Annotated in this window: 16 protein-coding genes; 9 read left to right on the plus strand and 7 right to left on the minus strand. The window is 39.3% G+C overall.

Annotated elements, in window-relative coordinates; all coding sequences use genetic code 11:
• The first annotated feature begins 55 nt into the window (after window positions 1–55).
• Window positions 56–1489 carry an FAD-binding domain-containing protein gene (locus NMK36_RS22665; protein ID WP_072718367.1) on the plus strand — a complete coding sequence of 478 codons (1434 nt, stop codon included), beginning with the start codon at window positions 56–58 and terminating at the stop codon, window positions 1487–1489.
• Window positions 1490–1657: 168 nt separating this feature from the next.
• Here the strand turns inward: NMK36_RS22665 and NMK36_RS22670 are convergent, their stop codons facing one another.
• From NMK36_RS22670 to NMK36_RS22680, 3 genes are all read right to left on the minus strand, one after another.
• Window positions 1658–2596, minus strand: a complete 939-nt coding sequence (locus NMK36_RS22670; RefSeq protein WP_254174682.1) for an NAD-dependent epimerase/dehydratase family protein — start codon at window positions 2594–2596, stop codon at window positions 1658–1660.
• Window positions 2597–2746: 150 nt separating this feature from the next.
• Window positions 2747–2911 (minus strand): hypothetical protein, encoded by a 165-nt coding sequence (locus tag NMK36_RS22675; protein ID WP_186440312.1) that lies wholly within the window; start codon window positions 2909–2911, stop codon window positions 2747–2749.
• A 174-nt stretch (window positions 2912–3085) separates the two neighbouring features.
• Window positions 3086–3556 (minus strand): hypothetical protein, encoded by a 471-nt coding sequence (locus tag NMK36_RS22680; RefSeq protein WP_254174683.1) that lies wholly within the window; start codon window positions 3554–3556, stop codon window positions 3086–3088.
• 270 nt (window positions 3557–3826) lie between these two features.
• Here NMK36_RS22680 and malQ point away from each other — a divergent pair, with 270 nt between their 5' ends.
• Complete coding sequence (gene malQ, locus NMK36_RS22685; RefSeq protein WP_254175221.1) at window positions 3827–5341, plus strand: 4-alpha-glucanotransferase; 1515 nt, start codon at window positions 3827–3829, stop codon at window positions 5339–5341.
• Between the two features lie 84 nt (window positions 5342–5425).
• Here malQ and NMK36_RS22690 read toward each other — a convergent pair whose 3' ends face one another.
• Window positions 5426–6280: a glycosyltransferase 61 family protein gene (locus tag NMK36_RS22690; RefSeq protein WP_222425214.1), complete on the minus strand. Its 855-nt coding sequence runs from the start codon at window positions 6278–6280 to the stop codon at window positions 5426–5428.
• Between the two features lie 430 nt (window positions 6281–6710).
• On the opposite strand from NMK36_RS22690, the gene NMK36_RS22695 reads away from it, so the two are divergent.
• From NMK36_RS22695 to NMK36_RS22720, 6 genes are all read left to right on the plus strand, one after another.
• Window positions 6711–7142 (plus strand): CoA-binding protein, encoded by a 432-nt coding sequence (locus NMK36_RS22695; protein WP_072718363.1) that lies wholly within the window; start codon window positions 6711–6713, stop codon window positions 7140–7142.
• A gap of 5 nt (window positions 7143–7147) precedes the next feature.
• Window positions 7148–8128 (plus strand): ABC transporter ATP-binding protein, encoded by a 981-nt coding sequence (locus NMK36_RS22700; protein ID WP_254174684.1) that lies wholly within the window; start codon window positions 7148–7150, stop codon window positions 8126–8128.
• A 136-nt stretch (window positions 8129–8264) separates the two neighbouring features.
• Complete coding sequence (locus tag NMK36_RS22705) at window positions 8265–9746, plus strand: dolichyl-phosphate-mannose--protein mannosyltransferase (protein WP_254174685.1); 1482 nt, start codon at window positions 8265–8267, stop codon at window positions 9744–9746.
• Window positions 9747–9892: 146 nt separating this feature from the next.
• Window positions 9893–10117 (plus strand): hypothetical protein, encoded by a 225-nt coding sequence (locus NMK36_RS22710; RefSeq protein WP_072718360.1) that lies wholly within the window; start codon window positions 9893–9895, stop codon window positions 10115–10117.
• 207 nt (window positions 10118–10324) lie between these two features.
• Window positions 10325–13015 (plus strand): type I DNA topoisomerase, encoded by a 2691-nt coding sequence (gene topA / locus NMK36_RS22715; RefSeq protein ID WP_254174686.1) that lies wholly within the window; start codon window positions 10325–10327, stop codon window positions 13013–13015.
• 69 nt (window positions 13016–13084) lie between these two features.
• Window positions 13085–13456 carry a hypothetical protein gene (locus tag NMK36_RS22720; protein ID WP_254174687.1) on the plus strand — a complete coding sequence of 124 codons (372 nt, stop codon included), beginning with the start codon at window positions 13085–13087 and terminating at the stop codon, window positions 13454–13456.
• Here the strand turns inward: NMK36_RS22720 and NMK36_RS22725 are convergent.
• Together NMK36_RS22725 and NMK36_RS22730 are read right to left on the minus strand one after the other, a co-directional pair.
• The gene (locus NMK36_RS22725) at window positions 13431–14744 is read right to left on the minus strand and encodes a site-specific DNA-methyltransferase (protein ID WP_072718357.1); all 1314 of its coding nucleotides are present in this window, start codon (window positions 14742–14744) and stop codon (window positions 13431–13433) included. The genes NMK36_RS22720 and NMK36_RS22725 overlap by 26 nt on opposite strands.
• Before the next feature lie 52 nt (window positions 14745–14796).
• A complete protein-coding gene (locus NMK36_RS22730; RefSeq protein ID WP_072718356.1) occupies window positions 14797–16737 on the minus strand; it encodes a serine/threonine-protein kinase in 1941 nt (646 codons plus the stop codon).
• 171 nt (window positions 16738–16908) lie between these two features.
• Here NMK36_RS22730 and NMK36_RS22735 point away from each other — a divergent pair, with 171 nt between their 5' ends.
• Window positions 16909–17544 (plus strand): Uma2 family endonuclease, encoded by a 636-nt coding sequence (locus NMK36_RS22735; RefSeq protein WP_072718355.1) that lies wholly within the window; start codon window positions 16909–16911, stop codon window positions 17542–17544.
• Window positions 17545–17673: 129 nt separating this feature from the next.
• Here NMK36_RS22735 and NMK36_RS22740 read toward each other — a convergent pair whose 3' ends face one another.
• A complete protein-coding gene (locus NMK36_RS22740) occupies window positions 17674–19944 on the minus strand; it encodes a transglycosylase domain-containing protein (RefSeq protein WP_072718354.1) in 2271 nt (756 codons plus the stop codon).
• Between the last annotated feature and the right edge of the window lie 25 nt (window positions 19945–19969).

The following is a 19969-nucleotide window of genomic DNA, read 5'->3' on the forward strand; positions in this document are numbered from 1 at the left end:
ATATAGATAGATTTCGGTTAAAATAGAATCAGTTTCTATACCGAAATCTAATTCTATGTCGGAAGATTTAATTTTATTTTGGCATCGCCGAGATCTGAGAATACAGGATAATTTAGGCTTAATAAAGGCTTGTGAATCCAGTTCTAAAGTGATTGGTTTATTCTGTTTAGATCCTAATCTTTTAAAGCGGGATGATATTGCTCCGGTTCGAGTCACTTACATGATCGGCTGTTTGCAATTTCTCCAAGAAGAATATAAAAAACTGGGTAGTCAATTATTAATTTTACAGGGAGAACCTCAAGAAATTATTCCGAAATTAGCCAGAGAATTAAAGGCTAAAGCGGTTTATTTTAATTTAGATATTGAACCCTTTGCTAGAAACCGCGATCGCAGCGTTTCAGAAGCTTTAAAGTCTATTGGAATTAGAACAGAAACAACTTGGGATCAGTTACTTCATGCTCCTAATCAAATTTTAACCCAATCCCAAGAACCTTATAAAGTTTATACTCCCTTTTGGAGAAATTGGAATCTTAAACCTAAAGCAAAACCGCAACCCCTATTCTCTAAACCGTTAATTGGTTTAACGGAAACTGAACAAGAATTAGCCAAAAATATCGGGGTTATTCCTGTACCTTCTGCCCAAGAATTAGGCTTTATTTGGGATAATTTTTTAATTTTAGAACCTGGAGAAATCGCTGCTCAAGAACGTTTAGAGGAATTTTGTGATCGCGCTCTTTATGAATATGATGAACAGCGAAATTTTCCGGCTATTGATGGCACGTCTCAACTGAGTGCGGCGTTAAAATTTGGGGTAATTAGTATTAGAAGTATTTGGCAAAAAACGATAGAAGCGATGGAAAATTGTCGCAGTGATGAAACCCGAAATCAGATTCAATCTTGGCAACAGGAACTGGCTTGGCGGGAATTTTATCAACACGCTTTATATCATTTTCCTGAATTAGAATTAGGCTCCTATCGAGAACCTTTTAAAAGCTTTCCTTGGCATAATAATGAACAGTATTTTCAAGCGTGGTGTGAGGGAAAAACGGGATATCCCATTGTTGATGCTGCAATGCGACAACTTCAGGAAATTGGCTGGATGCACAACCGTTGTCGAATGATCGTTGCTAGTTTTTTAACCAAGGATTTAATTATTAATTGGCAATGGGGAGAAAAATATTTTATGCAAACCTTAATTGATGGGGATTTAGCGTCTAATAATGGTGGATGGCAATGGAGTGCTTCGAGTGGAATGGATCCAAAACCGTTAAGGATTTTTAACCCGGCTAGTCAAGCCCAAAAATTCGATTCTGAAGCGGAATATATTCGTCAATGGTTGCCCGAATTAAGATCTTTAGAAACAGACCAATTAGTGACTGGAAAAATATCGCCCCGCGATCGCAAATCCTGCGGTTATCCCCAACCCATTGTTGATCATAATCAACAGCAACGTTTGTTTAAACAACTGTATCAAGAGCAAAAGCTTTAAGGTTATCAGAAACCAAGGACTCAGAAACCGGGTTTTTCTTCTAACCTTTTGGTTTTTCACCAAGCTGTCTACAAAAACCCGGTTTCTTATTCTAGTTAGGGTTCAGAAACCTGGTTTTTCTTCTAACCTTTTGGTTTCCAATCAAGAGTTATGCAAAAACCCGGTTTCTCATTGTAGTGCTTGAATAATCTCATCATCCGTTGAAAAATCAACATCTGCTTGGTCGAGTTTTCGGGCTAAATAATCATTTTGAAACGAATCTTTTAAACCAGAAATTAAATCAAATTCAGGTTTCCAGTTTAAATCCTGCATGGCTTTATGAACATCCGCAAAAAAGTGTTGTACACGCATCGGGAACGCTTTACGTTTGCCAAAATCAAACTGTTTAGGATCATAATGAATCAGTTGCAGAGAATCTAAGGATTTACCCGCAGCCACAGCACAAGCTTTCGCTAAACCATCAAAGGTAACATAACGTTCTCCAGAAACATTATACACCTGACCAATTGCTTTTTCATTGCCTAAAACCGCCGCCATTGCTGTTGCTAAATCTTTCACATGACCTAACTGGGTAATATGAAATCCATTCCCAGGAATTGGAATAGGACGATCTTTAACAATGCGATCAAAAAACCAAGATTCTAAGGGATTATAATTTAATGGCCCATAAATATAGGTGGGGCGAATGGATGTCCAAGGTAAATTTTGAGCTTGTAAATAACTCTCGGTTTCGTATTTGCCTAAATGACGACTTTTGGGATCAGTAGCATCCCCTTCAATATGAGGCATTTGATCGGATTTTAAATAAACACCCGCCGAACTCATATACACAAAATGTTTCACCCGATTTTTGAATAAATCTGCTAAAGGTTTTGTATCGCTAAGTTCTCGTCCGTTATTATCAAAAATAGCATCAAATTCTTCATGGGATAATTTGTCTTGAATTTGGGCAGCATCAGTGCGATCACCATGAATTTGTTGAATTCCTTCAATGGGTGCAGGTTTTTTCCCTCGATTAAATAAAACAACATCATGCCCTTGTTCAACTAAAAGTTTCGTTAAATAAACCCCAATAAATCGGGTTCCACCCATGATTAAAATTCGCATTTCTATTTCCTAAAACAGTTAAATCCTTAACCCCAGCAGAATAAAAGTCCTCATCCTGATGGGTTCTTATTTAATATTCATATCGAATAAGGGTACCATCGTCAACTGATTGAAGACGGTTAAGTTTGCAACCTCCCCGTGAAAATCAAGTTACTGATGCCATAAAACTTGGGGAGAAACAGCATGATGGGGTGTATCAACCTGTGCGGGAATGGTAGATTTAGAGGAAAAAAAGATTCGATAAACAATACCGGGCAATATTGATAAGGCGATCATCACTATTGCCAGTATCCCGATATAATGTAGACGTTTCATATTGGCATTTGGCAAAGGGTTTATTGAGTCAGCTTGGCTATAGTATGCCTAAAATCCTATATTTTCCCCTCATCCTAGTGAATGAATTCTTTAGATAGAGTTGAGGTGTTTTGAACGAACATTAAACATCAAGGTTCAGTTATGTCCCAAACTCTACAGTTTAAAAAATAGCGATTAATAAATATAAATTGCGCCTGTATCTTGGATATTAATCGCATTATCTCCGGCAACACCAGCAGCCGTTTTTACAGTCACATTAACAACATTATCCTGTACATCAATCCGATAGTCAAGGACGGCAGCCCTGGCGATAGAATTAATCACAATATTAGAATTTTTGGGAACATTATTGATGGTATAACTCCCACCGGGAGGAATTTGAGTGTTAGTCTGCCCCGTCGTTAATCCCGTTTCTAAGTTATATCCGGTTTCATTGGTAATAGTTACAGTGACTGGTTGATTAGGATTAACTCTAGCGACAGGTTGCCAAGCACCTGGGGTATAGGTTTGGGCGGGAGTTCCTTGAATAACGGGAATATCAACTGCGTCTTGAGCTTGAACCGAGGATAAAGATAAAATAAGACTCCCGATACTCAAACCAGTTGTTAATAAAAAGGTATGGAAAAGATTAAGAAATTTGATCATTGATTTTACCGTGTCCTAAAGGGGATGCTGCTATCGTTGTTAGTTGAGAGACTACTGATTCAATCATATCAATTCCCGAAATCAGCAACTGGAACTTTAAGTAAATATCCAGAATAGCCCATTTTGGGCTTAAGATGTACCATCACACCTGTCTATAAGAAAAGGAAACTTCCTTCTATTCCCAGTTCAGCGATTCCCTATCGTTAGAAAGATGTTATAGGTTTAAATTTATGCTATTTTTATCCAATGAAATATTAGTAAAATATTGTGATGTTATTTCAACGTTCTAGTGGAATTTTACTTCATCCTACCTCTTTTCCCAGTCAACATGGCATTGGAGACCTTGGAAAATCGGCTTATGAATTTATTGATTTTTTAAAGCGTAGTGGTTATAAATTTTGGCAAATTTTACCTTTAGGGCCAACGGCAGAAGAACATTCTCCTTATATTATGAATTATAGCACGTTTGCCGGAAATCCTTTAATGATTAATTTAGAAAGATTAGTCCAGGAAGGATTATTAGAACCTCAAGAAATTGTCCCTTTAGAGTTAGAAGAAAAAGTTGCAAATAAAGTTAATTATGAAACCGTTGTTCCCCATAAAGCTTTATATCTTCAAAAAGCTTACACTCGCTTTAAAAAGCAATTAGATGAACAACATAATACTGAATTTGAAACATTTTGCCAAAAACATTCAGCTTGGTTAAATGATTATGCCTTATTTATGGCTTTATTAGAAGCCCACGAAAGCAAAGCTTGGAATTATTGGGAACCTGCCTTAGCCCATCGAAATTCTGATACCTTAAAAGCTAAGACTGAGGAATTAAAAGAAACGATATTATATCAAAAATTTCTGCAATTTTTGTTTTTTAAGCAATGGGAAGATCTGCGACATTATGCCAATGAACAAGGAATTAAAATTATTGGCGATATTTCCATTTATGTTTGCCATAATAGCGTTGATGTTTGGGCAAATTCTGAACTATTTCAACTCAACCCGCACACCTTAGAACCCACTTATATTGCCGGAGTTCCCCCCGATTTTTTTAGTGAAACTGGACAACTTTGGGGGAATCCGATTTATAATTGGGATGCGATGCAAAAAACAAAATTTGCGTGGTGGATTCAACGATTTAAAACAACATTAGAATATGTAGATTATGTGCGGATTGATCATTTTCGCGCCTTTGAAGCCTATTGGCGTGTTCCGGCGGGTGAACAAAATGCGATGAAAGGAGAATGGATTAAAGCACCCGGTTATGAATTTTTTGATTTACTTAAACAAGAACTGGGAAATTTACCCGTTTTAGCGGAAGATTTAGGAATTATTACCCCGGAAGTTGAACAATTGCGAGATCATTATGATTTTCCAGGGATGAAAATCTTACAATTTGGCTTTGGAGGAGATGCAAATAGTGTACATCTTCCCCATAATTATATTCAAAATTGTTTAGTTTATACGGGAACCCATGATAATGATACAGCCATCGGTTGGTGGGAAACAGCAGGTGCAAAAGAAAAACAATATTTTGCTGAATATTTAGGGTATTCTTCCCCCGACGAAATCACAAATATTAACTGGTTAATGATTCGTTTAGCGTTAAGTTCCGTTGCCAGTTTAGCTATTATTCCCCTCCAGGATATCCTAAGTTTAGGACATAGTGCCCGCATGAATGATCCCCGTGATAATGCTGGAAATTGGCGTTGGCGTTATGAAAGTTCGGAATTATTGACTCAGGAATTAAGTGATCAATTGTTGAAATTAAATCAATTATACGGTCGGTAAAAATGTGTCTGGGGTGTAGAAAATCAATTTAAAGTTCAGTAATTATCACCCCAAACCCAGTTTAAAAATCTCGTTGCTGATTGCTTAGATCAGTTGTGAATCAATTAAATCCAGGGTTCTTGCCAAGTTTTCTATACTAATTTCAAATCCATTATCAACCTGTGTACCCACAACAAACGCATATTTAATTCCTAAGCAATCTACTCGACCTTTGTAGACATTATTAAATCGATAAGGGGGTTGTAACGTCAATAGAACACCATCTTGGACAACGGTAAATAATCCATTGGCTAATTGACTTCCTTCAACTCCAACAATAATTTTAGTTCCTAGAGATTGACGTATAATTTCCCGCGCGGGTGTTTTTTCGGGGTCAATAATAGTAAAGCCTTGACTTCTCAAAAATTCAGCAACTTCAGCCTCATTACAGAGAGAGCGCTGAATGCCTGACTTTCCCCGTAATAACATCACACCTGGACTCACGGACGACGAACCTAGAGGCTGAATTTTAGATCGAATATATTCATATCGTTCTCGTTTAAATTGATTTTGGGCATAATCTTGAATCATGATCAATTCGTTAAATTTAGCTTGGGTAACAGGAGTAGAATTGATCTCAAAAAGATGGCTATATTCGATTTGATTAGAGCTCAGTTTCTGAGACGTTCTAACGGCTGTTGCTAATTGTTTCGCTGCCAAATTCAAGACAACATCATCGGTCATCCAATGACCAAAGTAACGATTTCCACAAAACGTGCAAGCGAGTGCGGCTTCAGGAATATACTCTGTTTCACCGTGATTAAACCACGATTCTTTTGTTTTAGTCAAAGGAACTTTCATCGCTTCTTTATAAATATATCCATTGTGGATTTGTACATCTCTCAACTTATAAGCTATTGTTGCTGCGTGTTCAGTTATTCCCCCTTGTATTCGTTGCAATTCCTTTGCATAAGTTGTTTTTTCGGGAACACCTGTTACTTTATCAAGTTCTCCTGGTAAGTAGATGGCACGGGAAGAAATTGAACTGTGACCTGCATAAAGAGTTTATTGTTTTTCACATAACTCTTGATAGGTTTTTCGCCCCATTAAAAGGCGTAATCCTCGCTGTTTTAAAAAAGCTAAATTGATCATAAAAGTGTAATGATATACCGTTGCTTAATGTCTTTAAACTGAATGCAATCTCAGGATTTAATCATGAATTAAAGTGCTATTGTGCTCTGGCATAATTCCCTGTGGAAACAAATTCTTTTTGATAATTGGCTATTTCTTGAAGGTGAGCAATCCTTTTTTTAAAGGTTTTGTCAAATGTATGTTGTTTTGCACATTAGACCATTAGGTACAATACAATGACCCCTAATTTATTTTAAATATGTCTATTAATCTCAATCAAGACGATACAGCAATGCGCGAGGTTCTGACCCAAGGGAGAGTAATTGCTCTTGTGGGATATTCCAATAAACCGGAGCGCGCGAGTTATCAAGTGGGGCAATTTTTACGAAACGTGGGTTATCGGGTTTACCCCGTTAATCCGGCTTTTACAGGAATTGACGGTCAATCCTGTTACCCGAATTTAACAGCAATTCCTGAACCGATTGATATTGTCAATGTGTTTCGCCGTTCTGAATATTTAGCGGAAATTGTCGAAGAAGCGATCGCCGTTCAAGCAAAAACCGTTTGGGCGCAAAGTGGGATTTTTGATGCTCAAGCGGCTGAAATTGCTTTGAATGGGGGGTTGAATATAGCGATGAATTGTTGTATTAAAATAGAATATTATCGCCTAAACATTCCTATTCATCCGTGACGCTTATGGATTCGGCTATCGAAGTTAAAAATTCCGCTTCAATTCTTCCTTTAAACCCTGTGGTAAAAACCCAGAACTTAGGGAAATTTTATCGTACAGGTTTTTGGATGAATCAAAAGATTGAATCCTTAAAAAACTGTACTTTAACAATTCAGGCTGGGGAAACCTTTGGCTTATTAGGACAAAATGGTGCGGGGAAAACCACCTTATTAAAAACCTTATTAGGAATTGTACGTCCGACATCAGGTTCAGGATTATTATTAGGGAAACCCATTGGCGATCGCTTAGTTAAACAACGAGTGGGATATTTACCCGAAAATCCTTATTTTTATGATCATCTCACAGGATGGGAATTTTTAGAATTTGCCGCCGGACTCTTTCAAATTCCCAAATCAATCCAACGTCAACGCATTCCCCAATTATTAGATTTAGTCGGATTAGCAAAATCCGCCGCCATTAAAAAGCAAATGCGTCAATATTCTAAGGGAATGTTACAACGGGTAGGCATGGCGCAAGCGTTAATTAATGATCCTGAAGTGGTATTTTTAGATGAACCGATGTCAGGACTCGACCCAATGGGACGTTATCAAATTCGGGAAATTATTTTATCGTTAAAAGCACAGAATAAAACCATTTTTTTCAATAGTCATGTTTTATCCGATGTGGAGAAAGTTTGCGATCGCATTGCAATTTTAGCAGAAGGAGAACTGATTAGCATGGGGTCTCTGGATAATTTATTAGGAACAACTCAAACCTACGCTGTTAAAGGAAAAGGGGGGGATGTGAATAGTCTAAAAAATTGGATATCGGATTTAGAAGTCGATCAAGACTATTGGGAAGGACATCTCAAAGCTGATCCCGAAGTATTTTTGAAAGTATTAAAAGAAATGGATGCTCAACTGTTTAGTTTGAATTTAGCGCGATTAACCTTAGAAGAATTTTTTATGCAGAAGTTAAAAGAAAGGGGGATTCATGCCAGTGGTTAATGAAAACAGCAATAACAATGATTAGAGTAATTGGCTTTACAATAACAGGGAAATATTTGCAGATTATCAGTTGAGTTTAAGCCTGATTTAGCATTAAAATTTGTTTAAGTTCCCTTAGCACTTACTATGAACAGCGATGACTCACCCCACCTCTCGAGCTCCAGTCCAAGTCTCCGGGTTTACCTTGGCAATGATCACAATATTTATCGGGTCTATCCTCCTCAGATTTTGGGGTTTAAGCCGATTTAATACCTTAGTCTTTGATGAAGTGTATTATGCTAAATTTGGCAATAATTATTTAACCCAAACTCCTTTTTTTAATTCCCATCCTCCCGTCAGCCAATATTTAATCGCCATAGGAATTTGGCTAGGTTCTAAACTGCCCTTTGGACAAGAAACCGTTAATCAGTTAACAGGTTCTACCCTCTCAACCTGGAGTTATCGCTGGTTTAATGCGTTATTTGGTTCGTTTATTCCCTTAATGGTCGGAGCGATCGCTTATCAACTTACTCACCGTCGTAGTTATACCTTAATTGCTACTTTTTTAATGGCAATTGATGGATTATTTATTGTTGAATCTCGCTATGCTTTGAGTAATATTTATATTGTATTTTTTGGATTATTAGGACAACTTTTCTTTCTAATTGCCTTACAAAAAAAAGGGTTAAACCGTTGGTTTTGGATGAGTTTAGCTGGAATAGGATTAGGACTTTCTATCGCAACTAAATGGAATGGTTTAGGATTTTTAGTCGGAATTTATGGAATAGTTATCGCAGGTTTTATCGTTCAAAAAATTAGCGAAAAATCAGACAATAAACTGACAGAAAGTTCTTTTAAATCCCCCTTACAAAACCTGAATCAACTCACCCCAATTTTGAGCGGAGTAACTTTAATTCTGATTCCTATTCTAGTTTATATTATTGCTTGGCTTCCCCATTTACAACAAAATCCGACTCCGGGTTTTTGGGGACTTCAAACTAAAATCTGGGCTTATCATCAAAACTTAGGAGATGGGGAAAAAGTGCATCCCTACTGTTCTAAATGGTACAGTTGGCTTTTAATGTTACGACCCGTCGCTTATTTTTTCACCAAAATTGAAGCCACAACATCCCCTAATCCAATTTTACCCTTAAATCATCCTGAGCAACTCCCCCTGATTTATGCCGTTCATGCCATGGGAAATCCGTTTTTATGGTGGTTATCAACCTTAGGGAGTCTCTTATTAATAGGAATGTTAATTCAACGAATTTGGAGGGAGGTATCCGTTCATTTTCCCCAGTTAAAACCTCAATCCTCTTTTCAATTTCCCCCAACACCGGAACTGTGGTTAACAACATTTCTCACCCTGAATTGGTTGGCTAATTTATTACCTTGGGTGGAAGTAAGCCGTTGTTTATTTATTTACCATTACATGACGGGGTTTGTTTTTAGTTGTATGGCTTTAGCTTGGTGGTTAGAACGCTGGTTATATAGCCATAAACCTCAATTTCGGTGGCTGGGAGGTACGGTTATCTTTCTAGTTTTATTCGGTTTTTTGTATTGGATGCCTTTATATTTAGGTTTACCTTTGTCTCCTGGAGAGTGGAAAATGCGGATGTGGTTTCAGTCCTGGATTTAATTTTCAGAATTTAGTAACGAGCCGAAATAACTGTGAGATGAGTCACAGAAATTTGTAAGAATTATCACAAGAAAAATTGACAAACATTACGGAAATGTCAAGCCGGATCAAGAATAATTGGGATAGGTTCTATACAATTTACTTCTATGAATACTAATAATTCTGATCCGAAAACCAATCCGATCACAAAATCTCAAGATCAACAATTAGATGCGATCGCTAAACTAGCGATCTTAAGTTTAACTTGGTCATTAGCCGACCTCTCAAAAAAAAATAGATCCGACTCCCATTCAGAAACAGCCACTTCCCAAATCTACATTAACTTGTCTGGACTCAAAGACGAGATTTCTTACCCGGAATCTCCTCCGTGAGGGAAAGTTGGTCTTAAAAATTTAAAATTCTGTAAACACCCTGATCAATGTTGTCAAATCGGGGTGCTATCATGCTTGATTACAGAATGGGTCGTAATTAAATGAACTTTGCAAGATAGCATAGAGCTAAAGGGCTGTTCACTCCTAGCAGTTAACCGTCCCTTTTCTTGCATTTGTCCCAGTTCGCTGCTATCCGAAGAAGGCGCCATGTCAACCTTAGTCATCGTTGAATCTCCCACTAAAGCGCGTACCATTCGCAACTTCCTCCCGTCCAGTTATCGGGTGGAAGCGTCAATGGGTCATGTTCGTGACCTCCCTCCCTCGGCGGAAGAAATTCCTGAAGAGTATAAGACGGAGAAGTGGGCGCAACTGGGGGTCAATGTAGAATCCAACTTTGAACCCATTTACGTTATCCCCAAAGATAAGCAAAAAATCGTTAAAGAACTCAAAGCCGCCCTCAAGCAAGCGGATGAACTTGTCCTCGCCACTGACGAAGACCGAGAGGGAGAAAGTATTAGTTGGCATTTACTTCAAATTCTGCAACCCAAAGTTCCAATTAAACGCATGGTGTTTCACGAAATTACCCAAGAGGCCATTCGTGAAGCGCTGAGAAATTGTCGTACTGTTGATGAACAATTGGTTCACGCCCAAGAAACCCGCCGCATTCTTGACCGCCTCTATGGATATACGCTTTCCCCCCTGCTGTGGAAAAAAATTGCGCGGGGATTATCCGCCGGACGGGTACAATCGGTGGCGGTGCGGTTGCTCGTCAGTCGAGAACGAGAACGTCGGGCGTTTCGGTCTGGAGGATATTGGGATTTAAAAGCGCTTCTGGAACACACCCAAAGTCAATTTGAGTCTAAACTCGTCAGCCTTGGGGGGGTAAAGGTAGCTACCGGAAGCGATTTTGATGAAACCACTGGAAAAATTGCTCAAGGTCGGAATGTGGTTTTACTCGATGAAGCCCAAGCAGAAGCTTTAAAACAACGAATCTCTGGTAAACCCTGGACAGTCACTAATCTGGAAGAAAAAGCCGTTACCCGCAAACCGTTACCTCCGTTTACAACCTCCACATTGCAGCAAGAGTCCAACCGGAAACTGCGGTTAAGTGCCCGTCAAACCATGCAAATTGCCCAAAGTTTGTATGAACGGGGTTATATTACTTATATGAGAACGGATTCAGTACATTTATCGGAGCAAGCAATCACCGCAGCGCGGGAATGTGTGGAACAGAAATATGGGAAAAACTACCTCAGTCCTAAACCTCGTCAATATACGACCAAATCTAAAGGCGCCCAGGAAGCCCACGAAGCAATCCGTCCGGCGGGAAATCATTTCCGCACGCCCCAAGAAACCGATCTCAGTGGAGCCGAACTCAGCCTCTATGATTTAATCTGGAAGCGTACCGTTGCCTCTCAGATGGCTGATTCCCGTCAAACCAATATTACCGTTGAGTTAAAAGTTGAGGATGCCGGGTTCCGCAGTACCGGGAAACGCATCGATTTTCCGGGGTTTCTCCGGGCTTACGTTGAGGGCTCTGATGACCCAGAAGCCGCCTTGGAAGACCAAGAGGTCTTATTACCGTCTCTGAAGGTGGGCGACCATCCCAATTGTAAAGCCTTGGATGTGGTGGGACACGAAACCCAACCCCCCGCCCGGTTTACGGAAGCTTCCTTAGTCAAAACCTTAGAAAGTGAAGGCATTGGTCGCCCCAGTACCTACGCCAGCGTCATCGGGACAATTATTGACCGGGGCTATGTACAGTTAAAAAATAATGCCCTGATTCCCACCTTTACGGCTTTTGCAGTTACTAATTTATTAGAGAAATATTTCCCCGATTTGGTGGATATCCGGTTTACCGCCCGTATGGAGGATACTCTGGATGATATTGCCGCCGGAGAAGCGCCTTGGCTTCCTTATTTACAAAAATTCTATTTAGGAGAAACCGGACTCGAACATCAAGTTAAAGACCAGGAAAGTAAAATTGATACCAAAATTGCCCGGACAATTGAATTAGAACAGTTAGGGGATGAAGATGATCCGATTCAATATCGCGTTTGTATCGGGAAGTTTGGCCCCTATATTGAAGCGGGGAAAGGTGAAGAAATGATCACCGCCTCCATTCCCCAAGATTTAACCCCGGCGGACTTAACCCCTGATGTGATTCGGGAATTAGTCGGACAAAAAGCCGAAGGCCCAGAACAATTAGGCACTGACCCGCAAACCGGAACAGCCATTTATGTGTTAATTGGCCCCTATGGCCCCTATATTCAGTTGGGGTTAGAGTCGGAAGATAATAAAAAACCAAAACGGGTTTCTCTCCCCAAAGGGGTTGATAAGGAAAGCGTCACCATGGACATGGCGTTAGGGTTATTGGCATTACCCAGACTGTTAGGAACCCATCCCGAAACCGGGGCAAAAATTAAAGCCGCCTTGGGGCCGTTTGGGCCTTATGTGGTTCATGACCAGGGGAAAGAAGGTAAAGATTATCGCTCAATTAAAGCCCCAGATGATGTGTTAACCATTAGTTTAGAACGAGCTTTAGAATTATTAGCTCAACCGAAAACCAGTGGACGGGGAGGACGGGGGAAAAAAGAAATTCCACCGTTACGCGAGTTAGGAACTCACCCGGAAGATGGCGAACCCGTGAATATTTATGATGGTCGTTATGGGCCCTATGTAAAACACGGAAAAGTCAATGCCTCTTTACCAAAAGATTCGGCTGTAGAAGCCTTTACATTAGCCCAAGGTTTGGAATTATTAGCAGCAAAAGCGGGTTCAAGTTCGAGTTCTCGAAGTAAGTCTAAAACGACAAAAACCGCCTCGAAATCAACCGCTAAAACCACCAAAACCACGGCTAAAAAATCCTCAACGACCCGTAAAAAAACAACCTCATAGTTCAGTTCTAGCAGAAGATGTTGAGTTGCACGTTAATAGCGTGCGACTCTTGTTTAGAGGAGATTAGCTTTGGCTTCGTTTGCTGAATACAAGACTAGAAATTCTCAATATATCACTTTCATAGATTCAGAATTTTATCCAGATTATTTGGATGAAGCCAAAATGATTTATGGGAGTGTTATAGAGCAGTTTGCAAATTTGGTCAATATTGCTAACACTTCGGCTGATTTACTATTGAGGATTACTGAAATTCCTAATCCGTCTAGAACACAATTATTACGAGTTTTTCGTAAGTATGTATCTCCAGATACTTCTGTTGAAATGTTAAAAGTTAAGAAAAGAATTCCCAATATTATTGAAGACTATGGAAAAGGGCGAGTGATGGTCTGTACTTTAAAAATGTTGGATGAAAGGTTTACCAAAGATTGGCTTGAAAATTAAGTAAATTGTTCCAATCTTCAATCTGGCTTTCTGCAACCTGATCAAGCTCAGATTCCATCTCAAGATATACCTCTAAACCACTTTTTAGAATTCTATTTGTATTGATTAAAGGTTCCTGTTTAGGTAAACTTCCATTTCTCTTGGTAAAATCTCCCATAGCTTGAGTTCCTTTAACTAAACGATAAATTGTTGTTTCTATTGCTAACAGAGAGTTATCTATTCCAATCCATTGTCGTTGTAATTCTTCTGCGACAGCAACGGTAGTTCCACTGCCAACAAAAGCATCTAAGATTAGATCTCCAGGGTTAGAAGAAGCCATAATAATTCGTTGGAGAAGCTCAGGATTTTTTTCTGTAGGATAGCCTGTAATTTTAATATTCTGGTTATGAGCATCCTTGAAATCCAGCCAAATATCTTGAACACCGATTCCTTTACTTTGATCAAGGTAAACTTTTCGTCTAGGATTTCCAGTTGACGACCAGTAAATTTCACCTCGTTTATCCATTTCTTCTAAGGTTTCAGGGGTATATTGCCAATGTTTACCCGGAGGTGGAAGCATCCCCCGCCAAGGTTGACCTGTTGCTCCTTTCCTTTCTCCAGGTGCATGAATTGGAACTTTTTTATAACGTCTTCCTGTTTCTTCTTCAATATATTGATATTCTTTAATTACTTTATCATCTGTCCACGATTCAAAAGGTTGATTCCAGACATAATCATCAGTTTTTGTATAGAAAAGAATATAATCTGAAATATTTCCATATTGATTTCGAGTATAATTTTTGGGATTACATTTTTTGCGAGTAATCCAATTACGGAAATTTTTAGATCCGAAAATTTCATCCATTAATATTTTAACGGGAAAAGCCATATTTTGATCAAGGTGAACATAGATTGAGCCATGATTGGCTAACAGTTCTCTTAGTAAAACTAAGCGTTGACGAATAAATTCTAAATAATCTACACCTTCCCTAAAATCTTGATAAGCATAAGCTTGTTGCCTTGACTCAAACCCTAATCCAGTTGCATAGGGTGGATCAATATAAATTAATCCAATTTTTCCAGCCACATCAGAATGCTCTGATAAATTTCTTAAAACTCTAAAATTTTCTCCATAAATGAGTTTGTTATTAATCGGTTTATCTACTCTGACAACACAACTTAATTTTGCCGAAGGACTATCTAAAATTTCTTCAAGACTAACTTTTCCCTCATATTCTAAGCGAAATGAAAGTTGGCTGCTATTTGTAAAGTTTTTGTATTTAGTTTTACCGGGTATACCTGTTGCCATTGTTGTGACTCGTTTATTAGATTTATAGTTTAATTATATCTACTTAGAAGGATCAAGTTGATGGTTTCCACAATTTGACTGTCCGGTCATAACTGCCCGTTGCTAACCATTGACCATCCCCACTAAACGCCACTGTAAAAATATCACTGTCATGGGCTTTAAGGGTTTCTAATAATATCCCTTTCTGCACATCCCAAATATCTAATAATCCCTGTCCTCCTCCACTCACTAATATCTGATAATTAGGACTAAAAACGATACTAAATATCTCTTGATCATCTACTCTTAATGTTCTTAATAATACCCATTTTTCCTGTTGATTTATCCAGATTTTAATCATCCCATTTTTTGATGCTGAAGCCAAGAATTGACCATCTAAACTAAACGCCACACTTCTCACCCAGTCACCATGACCCGTTAAGGTTTGGACTTCCTTTGCTGTCTTTAAATCCCAAATTTTTACGGTTTGATCTCGACTCCCACTTGCTAACTTTTGACTATCCGAACTAAACGCCACACTATAAACTCGATCTTGATGACCTGTTAAGGTAAACCCCCGTTTTCCCTTATTCATATTCCAAATTTCAATGGTTTTATCCCGACTTCCACTCGCTAATAATTGACCATTGGGACTAAACGCCACCGCTTCCACCCCATCTTGATGACCCGTGAGGGTATACCACCGTTTCCCCTTGGTCATATCCCAAATTTCAATGGTTTGATCTCGACTCCCACTGGCTAAGGTCTTACCATCGGGACTAAAACCAATACTTGTGATCCAGTTACTATGACCCACCAAGGTATACCACCGTTTACCCGACTCCAGCCGCCAAATTTCAAGGGTCTGATCCTGACTCCCACTGGCTAATGTCTCCCCATCGGGACTAAACGCAACTCCGGTGATAGCGTTACGATGACCTGTGAGGGTATGAACACAACGCCAGGAAGGCGATCGCAAGGGTTGAACACGCTGTTTTTGTGGGGGGGTCGGTTGTTGGATGGTGCGGGGGGGTAAGGTCTGGGATGGTGATGAAATCGGAGTTCTAACGGTTGGCAGTGGGGGAGGTAAAGGCGGGGGCTGTAAATGGCGGGCGATCGCAACAGGTATGCCACCGGGATATAAATCTTTTAAGACTTTGAATGCAGAATCATAACGTTGACTGGGTAATACAGCCAACATTTTATCCAGAATTTTTCCTAATTCTGAACTAACAGAATGGTGTTTTAAATAATCTCGCCAAATCCAACGATCTTCATGAATATCATATAAATCAAAGGGTGAAATTGCCGTCATTAAATAAATACAAGTTACCCCCAAACTATAAATATCACTGGCATAAATTGCTTGTCCTCTGGTTTGTTCTGGGGCAACATATTCAGGGCTACCAATTACAGTTCCCATCATCGCCACTTCAGTATCAGTAACCACTTTTGCGGCACCAAAATCTACTAAGACTAACTGACCTTGGTGTTGAGAAGTTTCTCTGAGAATAATATTAGCGGGTTTAATATCTCGGTGAATAACTCTATGATGATGAATAAATTGTAAAACCGGGAGTAAATCATTTAAAACTTGACGAATTTGAGTTTCATTAAAAACTCCTTGGCGCAAAAGTTCTTCTTCTAAATTCGGCCCATTAATAAATTCTTGAACTAAATATTGATGACTATCTTGTTCAAAATGGGCTAATAATTCAGGAATTTGGGGATGTTTTCCTAACTCATCTAATCGTTCTGCTTCTCGATGAAATAATTCTATGGCTTTTTGAGAATTTCCCTGCATTTGGGGGCGAAATTGTTTAATTACACAGGGAGGACGGGAGGGTTTATCTCCATCGATGGCTAAAAATGTTTTGCCAAACCCCCCATGACCAATCACTTTAATGGCGCGATACCGTTCTCGTAATAATAATTTTGCCCCACAGGTTAAACAAAATTTAGCCTCTGGGGTATTTTGGGGTTGAGGACATTGGGGATTTAGGCAATAACTCATAGATGATCAAGTCCAACCAGCTTAAGTCTATTTTAGTCTAAACAGAAACCGGGTTTCTTGAAGAAAGCAGGTTTCTAGGAGTTTCTAGGAAGCGATGCCTATATTTATATCCCTAATTTCATTGTTATACTATTATCTGTGTATAATTTTTAATTAAAACTATTAACAGCTATGACACAAACTTTATTAGAATCAGAATCGGAAGCTCAATTAATGACCTTAGAGGAATTTTTGAACTGGGTTCCTGATGGTTCTGGACGTTATGAATTACATAGAGGAGTTGTTAAAGAAATGCAGCCGACAGGAACTCATGAACAAATTGCAGGAGAAATTGCGGCTGAGTTGACCTTAGAAATTCGGCGTTTACAATTCCCTTATTTGATTCCTCGACAATGTATTATTAAACCCATTGATTCCGACAATTCAGGTTATAGTCCAGATGTGACTGTGATCAATAAAAATTCTTTAGATCAAGAACCTATATGGAAAAAACGTTCAACGATTACTCAAGGAGAAACATTACCGTTAGTTGTTGAAGTTGTGAGTACGAATTGGCAAGATGATTATTTATTAAAATTATCAGAATATGAAAAATTAGGAATTCAAGAATATTGGATTGTTGATTATTTAGGGTTAGGAGGTCGGCGTTATATTGGTAATCCCAAACAACCCACTATTTCAGTTTATCAAATGATTGATGGTGAATATATGGTTAATTTATTTCGAGAAAATGATCTCATCCAATCTGCTATATTCCCTGAATTAAATTTAACGGCTGAACAGATTTTTGAATTAGGAGAATCATGATTTTTTGTATAATTCTCCTCTATTCCCTGTTCCCTATTTTCTTTTCCCCTCTATTCCCTATTCCCTGCGAAGCACTGAGCCTGTCGAAGTGTTCCCTGTTCCCTGTTCCCTGTTCCCTATGATCAACAATTATCGAGCAATTTGACCCATATAATCTCGCCATAATTGAGCCGCATTCCCACTGGTTCCATTAGTAGGAGAATTATCATCATTACCTAACCATACTCCCGTTGTTAATTTAGAATCTGGAAGATAACCAATAAACCACAAATCAACGTTATCATTTGTTGTTCCAGTTTTACCCGCTTCTCCTAACCCAATATAGGCACTTTGACCCGTTCCCCGACGAATAACTCCTTGTAATAAAGTGGTCATGGTTTCAGCCACAGAAGGAGACAAAACAGAAGGAACCGTTGGATTTTCTCGATCATAAGCATAAATCACCCGACAGGTATTAGGATCATTAATATCCGTACAATCACTACTATCTAAAATCCGTTTAATGGCATGAGGAGAATGATATAATCCTTCATTCGCAACGGTGCTATAAGCTCCCGTTAATTCTAATAGATTCACTTCACTTTGACCGAGAACTAAACCCGGAACCGGATCAAGTTTAGATTGAATTCCTAAACGTTTTGCTATGTCAATCACCCGATCTAATCCAATATCTTGAGCAATTCTCAAAGCAATTACATTTTCTGATAATGCTAACCCCCGATACATATCAAGATCACCGCCACTGCGTTCACATCCTTGATAACTTTGTCCTTTCCAGGTTAAGGGTTCACAGGAATAGGTTTGACCAGGAGGAATACCTTGAGCTAAAGCGGCTAAATAGGTAAATAATTTAAACGTTGATCCCGGTTGACGTTGAGCTTGAGTAACACGATTAAATTGACTTTCTTTATAATCTTTTCCCCCCGCCATTGCTAAAATTTCTCCGGTATTAGAATCTAACGTTACTAAACCGCCTTGAGAAAATCCATTCCCTGATCCGGTCGTCTGAATTGCACGTTTTAGAGAAGATTCTGCAATGGTTTGAGTGGGAATATCTAAGGCTGTTTCTACAATAAAATTACCTTCACGAGCTAACTGTTCCCCTAATAATTTCTCCAATTCAACAAAAACATAATCATAAAAATAGGGGGCAATGGTACTTTCTAAAAATTCTTTGGCTTTGGGATTAATTTCAATCCGAGAACGACGAGCGCGATCCGCTTCCTCTTCACTCACCATCCCCTTTTCTAACATTCGACTAATGACGCGATCGCGGTATTGTACTGCTAATTGATAATTTTGAATCGGATTAAAACTATTGGGGGCGGGTAATATTCCGACTAATGTTGCGGCTTCGGAAAGCGTTAAATCTTTTGCTGATTTATTAAAATAAAATCGAGCCGCATCTTCAAACCCATATAAATTAATTCCTAAATAAACCCGATTCAAATAAGTTTTAAGTAGCTGATTTTTACCATAAACCGCTTCTAATTTTAAGGCAACAACCGCTTCTCGAAATTTGCGTCCAGCCGAATCTTCTGTACCTACATAATCCCGGTATAAACTCCGGGCTAACTGTTGAGAAAGGGTACTTCCTCCTTCTCGAATTTCTCCACCCCGCACATTCGTTAATAAAGCCCGTAACGTTCCTAGGGGATCAATTCCCAAATGCCAGTAAAAGCGACTATCCTCGGATGCAACAACAGCTTTAGGTAAATAGGGGCCAAAATCTCCTAACCGATCCGTTTCCAAATGGGCAATGGTATTCGCTTCTCGTAGGGGACGACCATCGGCTGCATGAATAATCACAGGCCCGGTTACGGTTTCCGGTAGGGGGTCAACTTGAAATTTCTGCCACTCAAAGAGTACTACCGCTCCCACCACAGCACTAATGCCGCAAAATCCATAAAAGCCATAACGGATCGTTTGCACATACCAAGCCGGAGGATCATTATATTCAACACGGGCAACGGAGGCGAGTTCAGGTGGCCCTAAAGTTAAACTATCCCCATGTCGTAACGGCAGATTCTTGATCTTTCGCTTTCCCCAATACAAACCGTTTGTGGAGTCTTCATCCTGAATCATAAACCCAGGACGACTGGGTAGTAAGCTTGTTCCTTTAGCATTTCGGACAACACTGACATGAATTTGACTCACCAAGGGGTTCCGTACCACAATATCGCAGGTTCGGGAAGAACGCCCCACCACATAGCGATCACCCAATAAAGGATAAACTTCCGGTTTATCGGTATCCGCATGGTGTACCCGCAATTCGGGGACTTTAGCGTTGGGCTTGAGGAGCAGCCGCGAAAAATTAACTTTGGCGTGAAGTGTCTGGACAACCTGTGTGATTGTGTTCAGGAGAGTTTGGGGTTTCTGAGGGGGCTTGGTTGTGGACATTTTCAGCACTCAGAGTGGCATTGGG

This window comes from Planktothrix pseudagardhii, from assembly GCF_904830925.1.
Classification (GTDB): domain Bacteria; phylum Cyanobacteriota; class Cyanobacteriia; order Cyanobacteriales; family Microcoleaceae; genus Planktothrix; species Planktothrix tepida.